The organism is Arenibacter arenosicollis, assembly GCF_014397245.1.
Taxonomy (GTDB): domain Bacteria; phylum Bacteroidota; class Bacteroidia; order Flavobacteriales; family Flavobacteriaceae; genus Arenibacter; species Arenibacter arenosicollis.
Window position 1 is genome coordinate 718,889 of record NZ_JACLHY010000001.1, and the last position, 16,634, is coordinate 735,522.

Genomic DNA, 16,634 nt, shown 5'->3' on the forward strand with positions numbered 1-16,634 from the left:
AATTTTATTTAAAATCTATAAAATCCAAGGGATTGATAGGGCTGCCGTTGCTCCAAAGCTCAAAGTGTAGATGCGGTCCGGTGGTTAACTCACCCGTATTTCCGACCGAAGCAATTACCTCCCCAGATCGGACCACATCGCCTTGGCCTTTATTTAATGCCCCGTTATGTTTGTAAACACTTAATAGTCCGTCCACGTGCTCCAGAATAATAACATAGCCTGTTTCCGCCGTCCATTCAGCAAAAACAACGGTGCCATTGGCTACAGCTTTGATGGGACTGTCTTTTGGGGCAACAACATCTACTGCAAAATGCTTGTTTTCGGCATCAAATCCTTGGGATAGGGATCCACTTAAAGGTGAAAAGAGGACTTGCCCTGGATTATTAATGTTTCTTTCAAACAGATTATATTTATCCTCCAAAGCTACCTGTGCCCTTAACAAGGAATCTTCTTTTATTGGAGTTAAATCTATAGTGGAAGGATCTAGTTTGTACTGCTCAAATAGGGAATCCCTATTAATTTCATTATTCTCAATATCGCCACGTAACACTTTTCTGATATTATCTAAATACCTGTTGGTATAATTTAGGGTAGCTACCAAGGAATCCGTCCTATAGGTCAATTCTGTAGCTTGTCGCTTTAATTTTGTGGAAGAGTATCCTGGAATATATTCTCTTAAGGGTGTAAAAGCGATAAGTAGTATAGTGAAACCTATCAATCCAATAATAAAAAGTGATCCAGTAACAAAAACATTCATTCTACTTAATTTAAATGAAAGTTTTTCCTCAAAGGTACTTTCATTCAAAATTACTAGGCGATACTTGTGTAAGAGTTTCTGCTTAATTTCTTTTCTTTTCTTTACCTTTTTGGCCATAATGAACAAAGATAAGGTTAGTATTTAAATTTAATTCCTTTATTATTAAATTTGATATTCAGCACTTATTTCGCTGCAAAAGTATCTATTAGCAAAATATATTCTAATTTAGAATAATTAAAATATATTTTAGTCGTTAAAATTAACAGCATTCTAACATCTTTTTTAGTACATTTGTTACTCTTAAATCATTATACTATGATAACTTTAAACACATTTTTAGTCATTGGTCCAATGCAAATAGCCTTGGTTGTGGCGATTGTCTTATTATTATTTGGAGGAAAGAAGATTCCAGAATTGATGCGTGGATTGGGAAGCGGAATCAAAGAATTTAAAGATGCTTCCAAGGATGACGATAAATTGGAAGACAAAAAAGAGAAGTAATAGCTTTATATCATAATATAAAAAGCACTCCTAATACGAGTGTTTTTTTTTGTTCAATTATCGCCGTTGTAAGCGAATGTATCCAACACTACACTTCATCGATGAGGTCTATCTTTCATTGACGTCTCCTTTGTCATCTTCTGCCCAATTTAAGAAGTGAAACAACACAATATCGTCATTTCACCACGGTAAAGTCTATACACACAACAATATAAATTGTCTTTTTGGGTTAAGTATTAGTTTTGTTCATGTATCCCATTTTATATGGGCTATTGCATAAAATTTTAAAAAAATCCCCCCATAGGGTTATTCCTATGTAAAAAAATATTAATGAGGCATACTTTACGCAATCGCATCTCGTGTTTTTGTTGTTCTATCCTACTATTTGGTGTCGTTGATGTTTCCGCACAATCTGGTGTTGGAGGAAATTTTGGTGTTGAGGCAAACCTATATTCGGGGGAGCCGAACGCAGGAAATGACGATTGGTTTACCGGGAATTCTGGATTGGGTGTCATTGACGAAAGTAATTTAGTTTCTTTTCAGGGAATAATAAATTCCGGACAGAATACAGTTTTTCAGGCTTCCATGGGGAAGCCCAATTACAGTACCCAAAACGGGAGACTTTGGTATGGGGCTAATTTTGGGCATGATTATATTGCTGAAGAAAATGATAAGACTGCCTTTTCCCAGGGGCGAAATGGTGACAACCCTGCCAATTGGCAAGTAAAACCGTCCAAAATTTCAAAAAAGGCTGATATAGTTGATTCCTTTGTACATGTTCGAAGGGATGGAAGGAATTTAACTGATGACCTATGGGTGACCATGGCAGTTAGTACTTCGGATAATGGGGGAGCCCACTATACGGATGTAGAATTTTATATTGAAGAAATACAATTGGTTGGAAATTCCTTTTCCAACTTTGGCCAGGAAGAAGGTCATACTGCCTGGCAATTTGATAATGATGGAAAGGTTACAACAATTGGAGACCTTGATGTTGGATTCGACTATTCGGGATCTAGCTTAATGAGTTTGGATGTTAGAATTTGGATATCCCGGGAGGATTATTTGGCCAATACGGGATTTACCTATAATAGTTTTGACGGGGAAAGCGGCAGTTCTGTATATGGATATGCACATGTAGACTATGGTCAAAATTCCTTCAGTAAAATAAATAATGCTTCCACAACCGCTCCGCCATGGGGTACTTATAACGATGATTTAACTCCTTCCTCTACCTACGGTAAAGAAGCTTTAGCCGAGGTTGGACTTAATTTTACCGGTTTGGGTTTTGATCCAGCAGTGATATTTGGATTGGATGTTCCAAGTTATTTTCCTTATAGTGCGGTTTTGATAAAAACAAGGGGCTCTTCTTCATTCAGTTCTGGACTAGTAGATTTTGCTGGACCGTATCCTTTCTTGGGAACGGCATATGAAGGGCAATTGGACACTAGTATTCTCAGACCGATTAATTTTGACAGTTGTATGGCTGAGCAAACCATGGCATTGGAGGCCAATTTCAAATCTTCATCGGCGCTCTATTACTGGGAATCGGTAACTCCTGGTATTACTTTTCCCGATGGAAGTACTTCAAAGGAAGGCGTAGGTCTAGATTTGATAGATATTGAAAGCCCTGGAACCTATAGATTAAATATTGCATCATGTTCTGGTTGTTCCCCAGATCCTTCAAAGGCAACGAGCATCACGGTTTATGCCAGTCCTTGTGCCAATGATGACCAAGAGCAGGTAACCCGAAATAAGTCGGTCGTTATTCAAGTATTGGATAATGATATAGACCTCGACAACAATATCAATATAAATTCTATTAGCAATGCAGGACTTTTACAATCTGCCAATGGCACGGTAACTATATCCACCGCCACCGCTGAGATAATGTACACCCCAAATCCTGGATATTTAGGTACAGATACCTTTGAATATAAAATTTGTGATACGGACGGACTTTGTGATGTTGGATTGGTGACCGTTGAGACTTTTGAGGAGATACCACCGCCATTTATTGACTCGGATAATGACGGTATTCTCGACCGTTCGGATCTGGATGATGACAATGATGGTATTCCGGATATTGAGGAGCTAAATACTGTAATCGCTAATTCGCAACCACAATGTGGAGGGGAAACAACTTTAGATTTCAGTGCCAACGCAGTGTTGCTTTCCGGGACGCCCTTGCAACAAGGTGCGGTATATAGAATTCCGAATGTTACCTCAGGAACCGATGCCTTGATTACTATTGTACAGATTTATAATGCCACGGTAACCGAAATCGACAACAATAGTATGGCAAAAGAAGCCTTTAGGCCTTATACGGCTTTTAATTTTGCCAATAAAGACGATCAAGGGCTTATAGAATATAAGATTCGTTTTGTGACTTCAGGGGGTTCAAATCCAGTGGTACTCGATAAAATCTTTATGAATTTTAATGATATTGATGGCACCCATCAATATGGTGAACAGACTTGGAGCTACAACCCCACGAGTTATGTAATTTCAAGTCCAACCGAATTGACAATGTCTACCGACGGAAAATGGGTAATAGGTACCGCTGGTACTACTACCTATCCTACTGGAAGTAATATTGTACCTCAAGTTAATTTTGGGGTAGATTATAATTCAAGATCGGAAATTTCTATCCGTGTAGGTGCTGTGGCAAGGGTTGCTGGTGCTTTCTCTACTCAAAGACAACATAATATAGAATTTGGTTGCGTTACCAACTATATTGATCCCAGAATTTATGGATTGGATAACGATTGGGATGGAGTAACCAACCAATTGGATCTTGATGTTGATAACGACGGTATATATGATGCTGTAGAAGCTGGGCACAACCAAACCCATACCAACGGGGTTGTTGATGGGCCCTATGGCCTTAACGGTTTGGCAGACAGCGTAGAATCAGCTTTAGACAATGGCGTCATCAACTATGTTGTAAATAATACTGATGGTACTACCGGACCGGATTATATGGATACAGACAGTGATGATGACGGTTGTAGTGATGCCAATGAAGCCTATAATAATCCTAATTCAGATCAAGGGGACAATCCATTTTACGGATTAGGAACCCCACCCAAAATCAATTCCAATGGAATAGTAATGGCTGCAACCTATCCCGTCCCAGCCGATGTGGATGGTAATGGAGTATTTGAATTTCAAGAAAATACCGCTCCGTATATCGTGACCCAGCCTATTGATAAATCCATATGTCCTGGGAATGATGCTTCGTTTTCAGTTGTAGCTGCCAATACGGATACATACCAATGGCAATGGTTAAATGGTTCTGTATGGGAAGATCTTTTGGAGAGTGGAACATACAGTGGGACAAAAACCAATGTTCTTGATATTACCAATGCTTTATTGGGCGATAACGGAAATTCGTATAGAGTAGTTATTGGCAACGCTACCCATATCTGTCCTGTGGACGCTTCAACCCCAGTAAAATTAAACGTATTATCTCCGCCAAGTGTAGTTGCCAATGCCTCGGCCACTGCGGTAAATGCAGGGGAAACTGTTGTTTTGACAGGTGCGGGTGCGGATAGTTACATTTGGGACAATGGAGCCTCTGATGGAGCTCCCATCCCTATATTCTCCACCACTGTTTTCACGGTGGTAGGCACAGATGCCAATGGTTGCGAGGGTAGGGACACGATCACTATTGTCGTCAATGGCATGTCCGACCTTAGTCTGACGAAAATTGCTGACATTCCCAATCCCAATATTGGCGAGAAAATAATGTTCTCTTTAACGCTGACCAACAACGGTCCGGAGGAGGCAACAAATGTTATAGTAGAGGATCAAATTCCTGTTGGTTACACCATAAATGCTATAAATGATGGTGGTGTGCTAAATGGTAATAGTATTAGCTGGACTCTTCCAAGTATTGCTATGGGCACTCAGGTCCTTACTTACGAGCTTATAGTAAACGCGCCCACAGGAGCGGTGGATGAATATAAAAATATTGCTCAGATAACATCAGTGGATCAAATCGATCCCGATTCAAGTCCCAATAATGATGATAATGACCAGAGTGAAGATGATGAGGACAGTCATACGATTCCAACACCAACCGTAGACTTAAATGTTAGTAAGACGGTAGACAAACTGGAAACATTTGTTGGCGAAACAGTGACATTTACTATAGACGTAGTAAATAATGGCAACTATAGTGCGTCCAATATTATTATTCAGGATATACTTCCGTCAGGCTATGACCTAATAACTGCCAATAGCAATAATGGTAGTTACAATGCCTCAAGTTCATTATGGGAAATTCCTTTCATTGATATTGCCGGAACAGCTACTTTGCAAATGTTAGTTACCGTATTAAATTCCGGTGATTATACGAACATTGCCAAACTGGTTAAAGTGGATCAATTGGATTCGGAAACTGCTAATGATCAGGATGAGGCCTATGTTTCGGTTGTCCCCATGGCAGATATTAGCTTAAAGAAAACGGTTAATAATAATATGCCCAATGTTGGGGAAGAAGTGGTTTATACTTTGACAGTCACCAATGATGGACCGGATACTGCCACCAATTTGCAAATAACCGATATACTTCCCTTTGGAATTACCGTTGGCAATATTAACGACGGTGGTGTATTAAATGGAAATACGATTATCTGGAACGTTCCAAACTTGGAGATTGGATCCATAGCCCTCACTTATGAGGGGACCATTAATATCCCACAAGGAGTTAATGGAGAATACAAGAATATAGCTCAAATAACCAATGTGGATCAATTGGACATGGATTCCGCTCCCAACAATGACGATAATGATCAAAGCGAGGATGATGAGGACAGTCACACAGTTGGTACGCCTATTGTGGATTTGGAAACTTTCAAAACGGTAGTACCGCAAGAAGGTTATATAGGGGATGAGGTTGTATTTACTGTTAGGGTTATAAACCATGGACCATATGTAGCCTCCCATTTGGGAATAACAGAGGAGCTGCCAGCGGGATATGATTATATTTCCTCAGAAACGGATAATGGTACTTATGATCCAACTATGGGTATTTGGACTATGGATACTTTAGGAATTGAAGAAAGTTCAACACTGGAAATCAAAGCTACTATAACCGAATTGGATGATTATGTAAATGTAGCAACTCTAGCTTATGTTGATCAGTTGGATTTTAGACCTAACAACGACTCTTCTATGGCGAGTATTACCCTCATCGATTTGGAGGTAAAGGAAATAGATGAGGATTGTATGGTAATTTTTAATGAATTTTCGCCGAACAACGACGGATTGAACGATGTCTTCTTTATTGAGTGTATAGAAAGTTATCCAAATAATTACCTGCAGATTTTCAACCGTTGGGGCAAAAGAGTTTTTGAAACCAAAGGATATAAAAATGATTGGCATGGAACAGTATCCAAGACCAATTATATTGGTTCTGATAATAATTTACCGGTAGGCACCTATTTTTATCTCTTGGATTTTGGGGACGGTGTAAGACCGGTTAAAAGTGGATGGCTATACATTAGCCGATAATTTGAAGATTAATTGTAATACGAAAAATAGTTTTTAATGGTTTCCCCCAACATAAGATTTTTAGTACTCCTTTTCTTGCCAATGTTCTATGTGAGCTTTGGACAACAAGAGCCACAGTATACCCATTACAACTTCAATACGATGACCGTAAATGCGGGTTATACAGGTTCCCGCGGCCATTTGACCATTTTGTCGCTTTATAGAAGTCAATGGGCGGGTATAGAGGGCGCGCCAAGCACCATAACGTTCGGTATAGAATCTCCTATTGGATTATTTGACGGGCTCGGACTCTCCATTATACACGATGAATTGGGGCCGTCCCAAGAAACCTATATGGATGGGAACTACGCCCATAATTTAATACTTAATCGAAATGGCGATAGACTTTCACTTGGGTTAAAGGCTGGAATAAAATTTATGAGCCTGGATTGGTCCAAGGGGCGGTATAGGGAGCCCGAAGCAGCATTTAATGAGAATATCAACAGTAGGGTTCTTCCCACCATTGGAGCCGGACTTTTTTATTATACCAACAGGTATTACTTTGGTGTTTCAACCCCTAATATATTGACTGGTAAGCATTATGATGCCATAGCGGAATCTGAAGCTTCCGACCTTGTTCATCTTTATTTAATAGGTGGTTATGTCTTTGATTTAACACCCGATTTAAAATTTAAGCCATCCTTTTTTGTAAAGAATGTTGTAGGAGGTACTGTGTCCATTGATGCTTCGATCAACTTCCTGACATACGAAACTTTAAATTTGGGCGTTAACTATAGACTAGAGGATTCTTTGAGTGCTCTTATCGGTTTTCAAATCAATACAAAAATCAATATGGGGTATGCCTATGATTACAGTATTAACCAACTAAATAATTACAATTCGGGAACCCATGAGATATTTTTTAGATATCAATTGATTTCAAAAGACAAAAAGCTCAAATCCCCTAGATTTTTCTAATTAAACAACCATGAAACAACTTCTAACAGCCTGCTTGCTCTTTCTTGCTTTAATTGGCAGTGCCCAAGGAATTAGGAACAACGTAGCGTCCAATTTGGATGAACGATTTTCGGATATAGATTTAAGCAGTAACGGTAAGTCCAGTTCCACATTGGATTACAACAGGAGTGTTACTCCCGAAAGCTTTAAAAAGAGAGCTGCCTTAAACCATATTAAAAGCAGGACCTTTAAAAATCTTAAAGGGGCGGATGAAGGTTTTTATATTGTCTCCGGTGTATTTTCCGATTTGGGCAATGCTCAAAAACTTGCCCAAAAATTAAAGGGACAGGGTTTTGATGCAGGGTATATTAGTAATACCAATAACGGTCTCAACTATGTTTATTTGGGCAGGTACGATAATTTGGATAAGGCTATTGCCGCCTGTAACTCCAAATTGGACGGTACTTATTCCGATTCATTCTGGTTAATGAATGTTGATAATGGTGGAAAAACCAAAAAAATAGAAATAAGTGGGAATGGTTCTGTTTCATCTCCTATCGCTACTACTGACAATTCTTCTGTTCAAGATGTGAAAGATTATCCTAAGGGGGCTCAATTGCCGGTTCAAGATGAAAAACCTTCCCCTAAAGACAAGAAGTCTTCGCCCAAGGTAGAATTATCCATAGACGAGGTTACCTATGATATGCTTAATCCTGTTAAGGAAGGCGATATGGTAAGTAATAAGGTAAAGGAAAATAAATCAAAGGATAAAGGAAATCCCAATGCTACAAGGCTGATTCAAAAAGCAGATCAATATTTTGATAAGATGTGGTATGCGGAAGCTGCCGAATTATATGAAGAAGCCATAAAAAAGGATCCCAATAATTATTCCTTGGAAATTCTTCAAAAAGCAGGGGATGCCTATTATTATAATACTAATATGGCAAAAGCATATTACTATTATAATATGATTTTCGAAAGATACGAGAACGAAGTTTCCCAGGACCAAATTTTTAAGTATGCCCATACCTTGAAAGGCACCGGTAAGTACGGGAAGTCCAAAAGGATGATGCGTCTTTATGACAAAGAGGTCAAGAATGGCAATGCGGGTTCTAAATTGGACTTCAATGCAAACAAAAAAGAGGCCGTCTTGGATAATATTCTAAATATGGAGCTCAAATTTGGACTTAAAAACTTGGCTATAAATACTAAATATTCTGAATTTTCGCCCATGTTCTATAATGAGGATGAGATTGTATTTGCCTCGGCTAAGGACTCATCCATCTTTAATACCAGACGGTATAAATGGAATAATCAACCTTACCTGGACCTTTACGTATCCAAGGTGAATAAGGAATCACAAGACCTGAAGGAGGCTATAAGGTTTTCAAAGAAGATAAATTCTAAATATCACGAGGCATCGGTAGCTTTTACTCCAGATAATGCAACCATGTATTTCACACGAAACAATTATGGCAAAAAATTAAAAAGATCTATGAACGGTGTGAATCACCTAAAAATTTATACCTCAAAGAAAGTTGGTGGGGAATGGTCTGAGGCAGAGGAAGTGCCTTTTAACAGCGATGAGTATTCCACGGGCCATCCTGCTTTAAGTCCGGACGGAAAGAAGTTATATTTTGTTTCTGATATGCCAGGAACCATAGGGGAAACGGATATTTTTGTGGTTGATGTTTTGGGTGACGGAATTTATTCCGAGCCTAAAAACCTAGGGCCGGAAATAAATACGGAACAAAAGGAAATGTTTCCTTTTATTAACGATAAGAAATTGTACTTCGCTTCCAATGGCCATGTAGGACTTGGCGGATTGGATGTTTACGAGGTGGCTTATGATGAGGAAGGATTCAAGGAAGTGGTTAATATGGGACAGCCCATTAATAGTAATAAGGATGATTTTTCCTATATCGTTAATGAAGAAGACCAAAAAGGATATTTTGCTTCCAACAGACGTGGCGGTAAAGGGGATGATGATATATATTCTTTTGAAAGACTAGTACTTGAAGAGGTGGTGAAGAACGCCATTTCAGGGGTAGTTACAGAACTAATTACGGGTGATCTTATGCCGAAGGCGTTGGTGACACTATTGGATGAGAATAATATTAAATTAAAGGAAATGGTCACGGAGGATGACGGTTCCTTTGTATTTGAAGATTTGGATTCCAATACCAAATATACCGTAAAGACTACTAAAAGTGAATTCTTTGAAAATATAGTGACGGCAGAAACCAAGGAAAATGAAGTCGTAAATGTGGATGTTACGATGAAGAAGTTAAAAGAGCTCATAGCAATTGAAGACGGAATTAAAAAGCTTAAGACTGATATGATTTTCTTCGATTTTGATAAATCGTATATAAGGAAAGATGCTTCATTGGAGCTTGATAAATTGGTACAGGTGATGACAGAGTACAAAGACATGGTAATCAAGATTGAATCCCATACCGATTCCAGGGGTCCCGATGTATACAACAAATACTTGTCGGACAAGAGGGCCAAATCATCAAGAGCCTATCTTATTTCCAAGGGTATTTCTGCAGACCGTATTGAAAGTGCAATTGGATATGGAGAAGAACGTTTGATCAATGAATGTGGAAACGGTATTCGCTGTAGTAGGGAAAAACACGAACTAAATAGACGTTCAGAGTTTATAATAGTTAAGATGTAATATTTGTTCACACACGAAATTACTAACATCAAAACCGCCTTTCTTATATGGAATAGGCGGTTTTTTAATTACTATTGGCCCAATTAACCTAAATAATATACCGTTAAGTATAATAATATATGTTGACAGGCCGCAAAATGAAGTTGCACCAAATCATCTCAAAGAAATTTTTGAATGATCATAGGTCTATATCGCATGTATGTTATTGCAATTCAAGCATATTATTTAATTAAGGGATTTCTTCCAATTTCTATGTACGCAGGGTTAAGTGTATTAAGCCACGGGGTTCAAATTAAAGCCAATGATTAATGGTGAAACCCATTTTCACAACAAGCTGGGGTCTATTTACAACAAAAAAGTCCGATGAAATACCTAACTATCGGATTTTGAGTTATATATAATAGTAATCAACCAAATAACCAAACCAAAAATCATGAAAAACGTTCAGTTAATTCGAGAAATTTATTTAGAAGCATTTAGAAGTATGGGTCATGCCTTTGTAAAGTCCTATTTTAAGTTAATGAGCTGGTTTTGTTTTGTAAGCTTCATAATCGTACTCTATGCTTTTGTATTCAGAATTACTACGGGCTTCGCCTTTGATTAAACCAATAACCAACCAAACTAAGAAACGCCCTAAAGGGCGTTTTTTTATTTTCCGCCAACTTTTAATATTCCCCAGCACTCATGTTAATTGCCTATCAATAGCCAGGTATATATTTTGGTCGTTACATTCCTCATAAATGCTTTATGACTGAAAATGAAAACCATATCCGAGGCTATTTTTATTGGTTTTAATGAGTGTTTTTCAAAATAGCCTGATTGATATACTGAAAAAAAAATAGGGCCCGTGAAGGGCCCTATTCGTAGTTATTTATTTTGTAGACGTTATTTTTCAATATCCGTGAACTTCACTGTTTTTAAAATAGCTTCAAGCTGGAACATATCGTCTCTTTTTTCAGTAGCAGGCGCAAATACAAACCCTTCAATGACCACTTTCCTGTTATTTTTGTCGTCGTTAATGATGTAGGTCAGAAAAGGTCCCGCCATAGGATAACCACTTATTTCCCATATTCCTCTAACTTCAGCGGCCTTTCTGCCTGAAATTTCCACTGGAAAAACATAAGGGGCAAAAGCTTTTTCGGTCATCATAAAGGTTGTTTTTCCCGGAACATCAGGTCCTGGAATATATTGTTTTCCTATAGAATCGCGCATAGCCACTATATCCTTAACAAAGGTAGAATCGTTTTTAAAATAGTTATTTGGAACATCGTAGGCAATAATATTCATACTACCTTTTTGTATCTGTCTGTCGATCCAAATAAAATTATTTTCCTGTTTTCCTACCTTGTATATGGAGGGCAAGGACAAGGTAATCCCTAATTTGTCGTTCAATACGGTTTCCTTGCTAAGCGATTTTAAAAATCGTTTTTGCGATTCTTGGATTTCAACTTCCTTAAAGGCTTCAATGATCTCATCGGCCTTGGAATCCAAATTTGAAATAATTTCTTCATCCGTGCTACCCTTGACAACACCCACCTTTTGTGGAGTGGCATAAACATCGGTTTTAATGTGGGCAAGGCTCAATGTATCCTGAGCAACAAAAAGTACAGATCGTGTTTGTAGAATAGATCCAGAAAAGACCTTTGGTGGCATTTGGTTAATGGTAAAAAGAGGTTCCTCCCAGGAAAGGCCCAAAACTGGGGCCGCAAAATGCTGTCTTACGCGGTCTCCAACTTTTCCTTCCCATAGCTCATTGTCCATTACTACGGCTAAAGAGTTTATAGCACCAATGGATTCTGGAAGGTATTTCTTTTTCTCTTTTTCTCCACATGAGCCAAGAATTAAAGAAATTAATAATACTAGTGTCCCAATTTTTTTCATACAGTTGTTTATTTACGATGAACAATCGCACAATTTTAGTCTTGTGCCCGGTTTAATGTCGTTACCACTAATACCGTTCCATTTTCGTAAATTATCTATACTAATTCCAGGATATTTTTTAGAAATGGTCCAAAGAGAGTCTCCGCTTTTAACCGTATGCACCTTAGCACCTGCTGCAGCCACCGAATTTGTTGAGCTAGTGCTTGTATTTGTCGAGGTTGAAGAGGAAGGAATTTTTCTTGGATAAATGGTCAACCGTTGTCCTATTCTTAGGTTATTGCTTCTTAGTCCGTTCCAACTTTTAATCTGACTAACACCCACTCCGTATCTTTCGGCTATTTTTCCTAGAAAATCCCCACTCCGAACCTTGTATCTTATCTGATCTTGGGACTGAACAACTTGAGGTAAGGATTCTTCCTTGGATTTTATTTGATTTTCCACATGGGCATAGATTGCATCTTCATTGGTAACAAATTTCCCCAATGCATCTATAGGAAGTCGAAGCGCATAATTCTTACCCTTGACATAGGGAATAACCTTTAATTTATAGGCGGGATTCAATAATAGTAATTCCTCTTCGCTTACGTCTACCAATTCTGAAATTTGATTAAAAGTAATAGTACTCTTAACATGTACCGTATCCGTTTCAAAATAAGGACGTTCCGCAACTTGTGTGGTAAATCCATGTTCTTCCGCATATTCAAAAATATACATGGTGGCTAGAAATGCAGGTACATATCCTGCAGTTTCCCTTGGAAGATTTCTTCGAATATTCCAGTAATTCTTATAACCCCCTGATCTTCTGATAGCCTTGTTTACGTTGCCAGGCCCGGAATTATATGCTGCCAAAGCTAAATCCCAATCGTTAAAAATACCGTGTAGTTTTTTAAGATATAAACTGGCGGCCTTGGTTGAATTAATGGGATCGCTACGTTCATCCACATAACTGCTCACATCCAAGTCGTACATTTTTCCGGTACCGTACATAAATTGCCATAGCCCGGTAGCACCCACCCTGGAACGTGCCCTCGGATTTAGGGCTGACTCCACAATTGCCAAATATTTGAGCTCCAAGGGTACATCTTGGTTGTCCAATTCCTGTTCGAACAAGGGAAAATAGAATTGACTTATGGTCAACATCCTGCTCATCATATCCCTTTTCCGCGTTAGAAAGTATCGTATTACATTCTCCAAAGAAGGGTTGTAAACAATATTAAAGGGTGTTTTTTGGTTCAAGATTTCCAATCTCGCCTTTAAGGTATCCGTGTCTACATTAAAATGATATACTGAATCTATCTCAAGAGTGGTAATGTCTTGGTAAATGGAATCGAAAAGAGAGGAACTGTCGTACAATTCCTTCATCCATAGGCTATCGAACTTGGCAGCTTCTGGGTGATCCTTCAAATCGTATTTTTTTTGCCCTTTTACTAAAACCAATGGGTTGTCCTGAATATCATCCTTGGCTTCCATGGATTCCATCTGCTCCGCACCCTCCATATCCATTGCAGTGGTATCAGCAGGAATTTCCTTTGCTTTTAAAATGCTACGGCTAAGTTTATTCGAGGGGATTGAATCTATTTCCTGTGCTACGCCTGTAACCAAGAAACCCATAGACAAAACGCCCAATAATATATTTTTGGATATATTCATAAGGTTTGTTTTTTAAGCGGGGCAAACTAAAATCGTGATTTTTTTCTGAACTATGAAATTTAATTTTCGTTAGCTCGTTAAAAATCAATTAACCCATACTATTTAACGGTAATTTTAGGCCAATATTGCTGCTATTCCCGGTAGTGTTTTGCCCTCTAGGCTCTCTAACATCGCACCTCCACCAGTAGAAACATAGCTTACCTTATTTTCAAAACCGAATTGCTTAACGGCGGCGACCGAATCACCACCACCAACTAATGAAAACGCTCCCTTTTGGGTTGCTTCATCAATATAATTGCCAATGGCAATGGTACCCTTTGCAAAGTTTTCCATTTCAAAAACGCCTATAGGACCATTCCATAGTATGGTTTTGGATTTAAGGATTACTTCCTTAAATATTTCCAAGGTTTTAGGACCTGCATCCAATCCTTGCCAACCCTCTGGAATCTCGTCGGAATTGACCACTTTGGTTTTGGCATTATTGTTAAAATCATCAGCAGCCAAAACATCAGCAGGGATATGTACCTCTACCCCTTTTTTCTTGGCTTGGTCAAGAATTTCCAAGGCCAATTCCATTTTGTCATCTTCACAGATGGAATCCCCAACCTTTCCGCCTTTGGCTTTAACGAAAGTATATGTCATTCCACCACCAATAATAAGATGGTCTACCTTATCAAGAATATTTTCGATAATCGTAATTTTCGAGGAGACTTTTGCACCTCCCAAGATTGCGGTCACAGGTTTTTCACCTGTTCGCATTACTTTTTCTATGGCTTCTATTTCTTTGGCCAACAAGAACCCAAAACATTTCTTTTCTGGAAAAAATTGGGCAACTATAGTTGTGGAGGCATGGGCCCTATGGGCAGTACCAAATGCATCGTTTACATAAATATCCCCTAATTTGGACAATTGTTCTGCGAAATTTTTATCTCCTTTTTCCTCTTCAGCATGAAATCTTAGGTTTTCCAACAAAAGAACTTCACCAGTTTTTAGTTCGGCAACCGCCTTTTCTGCAAGAGGTCCAGTGCTTTCCTCAACAAATTTCACCGTTATTCCAAGTACTTCCGATGCCTTGTTGCAGATGTGTTTTAAAGATAGATCGGGATTTACTTTTCCGTCAGGCCTTCCTAAATGGCTCATTAACACGGCACTTCCGCCATCTTCCAATATTTTAATGATGGTAGGCTTTGCAGCTTCAATTCTATTGTCGTCGGTTACATTAAAATCCGCATCCAATGGAACATTAAAATCTACCCTTATTAATGCTTTTTTACCTTTAAAATTAAAATCTTTGATGGTTTTCATTAGCCATTTTGTTTTAGAGAGTGACAAATGTAAAGATTTATAGGTAGCGATTAAAGAGACTGTTCCAATTATTTACGTGGTTCTTTTCCCAATTTTCATTTTTATGTCTTAAATGGTTGTAGCTCAGTTTTATTTTAAAGGTGCCAATTGGAAAAGAAAAGTTGTTGATTCCCATATTTTCCTTTGCCCTTTCAACAAATAGTTTTCAGATAAAAACCGCTATATTTGAACCATGTTATTCAAGGATATTTTGGGGCTTTCCCATATAAAGAATCATTTGGTTTCCAGTGCAGATGCTGGTCGTATTCCACATGCACAGTTATTTGTTGGCCCTGAAGGCTGTGGTACCTTGCCTATGGCCCTGTCTTATGTGCAGTACTTGCTTTGTGGGAACAGTAATGGAGAAAATAATAATGGCAATAGCGCCTGTAATACAAAATTTAACTCCTTGTCCCATCCCGATGTTCATTTTGCCTTTCCGGTATCCAATTCGGACAAAGTAAAAAGTCACGCCGTAAGTGATCATTATTTGGAGGAATGGCGTCAATTTATCAAGGAACAACCTTACGGTAATCTCTTTGATTGGTATAAATTAATTGGGATTGAAAATAAACAAGGACAGATTGGTGTGGACGAGGCGCAGGATGTTGTAAAAAAACTTTCCTTAAAATCATATGAAGGAGGGTATAAGGCCCTAATTATTTGGATGGCCGAGAAAATGAATACCTCTACGGCCAACAAACTCCTTAAGTTGATAGAGGAACCACCGGATAAAACTGTAATGATTCTAATTGCGGAGGATGAAGAGCAAATTATACAGACGATACGGTCCAGGTGCCAAATATTACATTTTCCTCCTTTGGCCGAAGAAGCTATTTCACAAGCCCTTATAAATAAAGGGATTGCAAAGGAGGATGCCCTCAGGATATCGCATGAAGCCAATGGCAATTATAACAAGGCCTTGGATTTCATGAACAACGATTCTGAAGATTTGGTGTTTGAAAAGTGGTTTGTGCAGTGGGTACGAAGCGCTTTTAAGGCCAAGGGGAACAAGGCCGCAATCCATGATCTTATTTCTTGGAGCGAAGTTGTGGCCAAAACGGGTAGGGAAACCCAGAAAAAATTCTTGAATTATTGCATGTCCGTCATGAGGCAAGCCCTTTTGATCAACTATAATACCCGCGAATTGGCTTTTATGAGGATTCACGTAGAGGGATTTCAATTGGAAAAATTTGCGCCTTTCGTTCATGAAAACAATATTCTATTAATCGTTAAGGAATTGGAGGATGCCATTTATCACATTGAAAGAAATGGTAATTCTAAACTAATACTGATGGATCTATCCATAAAATTAACGCGATTACTACACAAAAAAGCTGCTTAAAGAATCTGTATAACCTCAAA

10 protein-coding genes are annotated in these 16,634 nt (G+C 38.5%); 6 read left to right on the forward strand and 4 right to left on the reverse strand.

Annotation, left to right across the window (positions count from 1 at the left end; all coding sequences use genetic code 11):
- Nucleotides 1-4 precede the first annotated feature (4 nt).
- Nucleotides 5-874: a M23 family metallopeptidase gene (locus H4O18_RS02910; protein ID WP_103439155.1), complete on the reverse strand. Its 870-nt coding sequence runs from the start codon at nt 872-874 to the stop codon at nt 5-7.
- 198 nt (nt 875-1,072) lie between these two features.
- Between H4O18_RS02910 and H4O18_RS02915 the strand changes: the two genes are divergently transcribed.
- From H4O18_RS02915 to H4O18_RS22445, 5 genes are all read left to right on the forward strand, one after another.
- Nucleotides 1,073-1,258 (forward strand): Sec-independent protein translocase subunit TatA/TatB, encoded by a 186-nt coding sequence (locus tag H4O18_RS02915; protein ID WP_187581590.1) that lies wholly within the window; start codon nt 1,073-1,075, stop codon nt 1,256-1,258.
- 330 nt (nt 1,259-1,588) lie between these two features.
- Complete coding sequence (locus H4O18_RS02920) at nt 1,589-6,778, forward strand: T9SS type B sorting domain-containing protein (protein WP_187581591.1); 5,190 nt, start codon at nt 1,589-1,591, stop codon at nt 6,776-6,778.
- A 36-nt stretch (nt 6,779-6,814) separates the two neighbouring features.
- Nucleotides 6,815-7,735, forward strand: a complete 921-nt coding sequence (locus tag H4O18_RS02925) for a PorP/SprF family type IX secretion system membrane protein (RefSeq protein WP_187581592.1) — start codon at nt 6,815-6,817, stop codon at nt 7,733-7,735.
- Between the two features lie 10 nt (nt 7,736-7,745).
- Nucleotides 7,746-10,394: an OmpA family protein gene (locus H4O18_RS02930; protein ID WP_187581593.1), complete on the forward strand. Its 2,649-nt coding sequence runs from the start codon at nt 7,746-7,748 to the stop codon at nt 10,392-10,394.
- Nucleotides 10,395-10,827: 433 nt separating this feature from the next.
- Entirely contained in the window at nt 10,828-10,998 is a 171-nt protein-coding gene (locus tag H4O18_RS22445) for a DUF6747 family protein (RefSeq protein ID WP_187581594.1), read from the forward strand.
- A gap of 281 nt (nt 10,999-11,279) precedes the next feature.
- On the opposite strand, the gene H4O18_RS02940 is transcribed toward H4O18_RS22445, so the two are convergent.
- From H4O18_RS02940 to H4O18_RS02950, 3 genes are all read right to left on the reverse strand, one after another.
- A complete protein-coding gene (locus H4O18_RS02940; RefSeq protein WP_187581595.1) occupies nt 11,280-12,275 on the reverse strand; it encodes a DUF4837 family protein in 996 nt (331 codons plus the stop codon).
- Between the two features lie 12 nt (nt 12,276-12,287).
- Nucleotides 12,288-13,925 carry a lytic transglycosylase domain-containing protein gene (locus H4O18_RS02945; RefSeq protein ID WP_246473914.1) on the reverse strand — a complete coding sequence of 546 codons (1,638 nt, stop codon included), beginning with the start codon at nt 13,923-13,925 and terminating at the stop codon, nt 12,288-12,290.
- A gap of 114 nt (nt 13,926-14,039) precedes the next feature.
- The gene (locus H4O18_RS02950) at nt 14,040-15,230 is read right to left on the reverse strand and encodes a phosphoglycerate kinase (RefSeq protein ID WP_187581596.1); all 1,191 of its coding nucleotides are present in this window, start codon (nt 15,228-15,230) and stop codon (nt 14,040-14,042) included.
- 232 nt (nt 15,231-15,462) lie between these two features.
- Between H4O18_RS02950 and H4O18_RS02955 the strand changes: the two genes are divergently transcribed.
- Nucleotides 15,463-16,614, forward strand: a complete 1,152-nt coding sequence (locus H4O18_RS02955) for a DNA polymerase III subunit (protein ID WP_187581597.1) — start codon at nt 15,463-15,465, stop codon at nt 16,612-16,614.
- The last annotated feature ends 20 nt before the right edge of the window (nt 16,615-16,634 follow it).

Excerpts from the sequence above, each read along its gene's own strand:
- H4O18_RS02915 (WP_187581590.1), top strand. The coding sequence starts at position 1,073 with ATGATAACTTTAAACACATTTTTAGTCATTGGTCCAATGCAAATAGCC.
- H4O18_RS22445 (WP_187581594.1), top strand. The coding sequence starts at position 10,828 with ATGAAAAACGTTCAGTTAATTCGAGAAATTTATTTAGAAGCATTTAGA.
- H4O18_RS02955 (WP_187581597.1), top strand. The coding sequence starts at position 15,463 with ATGTTATTCAAGGATATTTTGGGGCTTTCCCATATAAAGAATCATTTG.
- H4O18_RS02920 (WP_187581591.1), top strand. The coding sequence starts at position 1,589 with ATGAGGCATACTTTACGCAATCGCATCTCGTGTTTTTGTTGTTCTATC.
- H4O18_RS02945 (WP_246473914.1), bottom strand. The coding sequence starts at position 13,925 with ATGAATATATCCAAAAATATATTATTGGGCGTTTTGTCTATGGGTTTC.
- H4O18_RS02925 (WP_187581592.1), top strand. The coding sequence starts at position 6,815 with ATGGTTTCCCCCAACATAAGATTTTTAGTACTCCTTTTCTTGCCAATG.
- H4O18_RS02950 (WP_187581596.1), bottom strand. The coding sequence starts at position 15,230 with ATGAAAACCATCAAAGATTTTAATTTTAAAGGTAAAAAAGCATTAATA.
- H4O18_RS02930 (WP_187581593.1), top strand. The coding sequence starts at position 7,746 with ATGAAACAACTTCTAACAGCCTGCTTGCTCTTTCTTGCTTTAATTGGC.
- H4O18_RS02940 (WP_187581595.1), bottom strand. The coding sequence starts at position 12,275 with ATGAAAAAAATTGGGACACTAGTATTATTAATTTCTTTAATTCTTGGC.
- H4O18_RS02910 (WP_103439155.1), bottom strand. The coding sequence starts at position 874 with ATGGCCAAAAAGGTAAAGAAAAGAAAAGAAATTAAGCAGAAACTCTTA.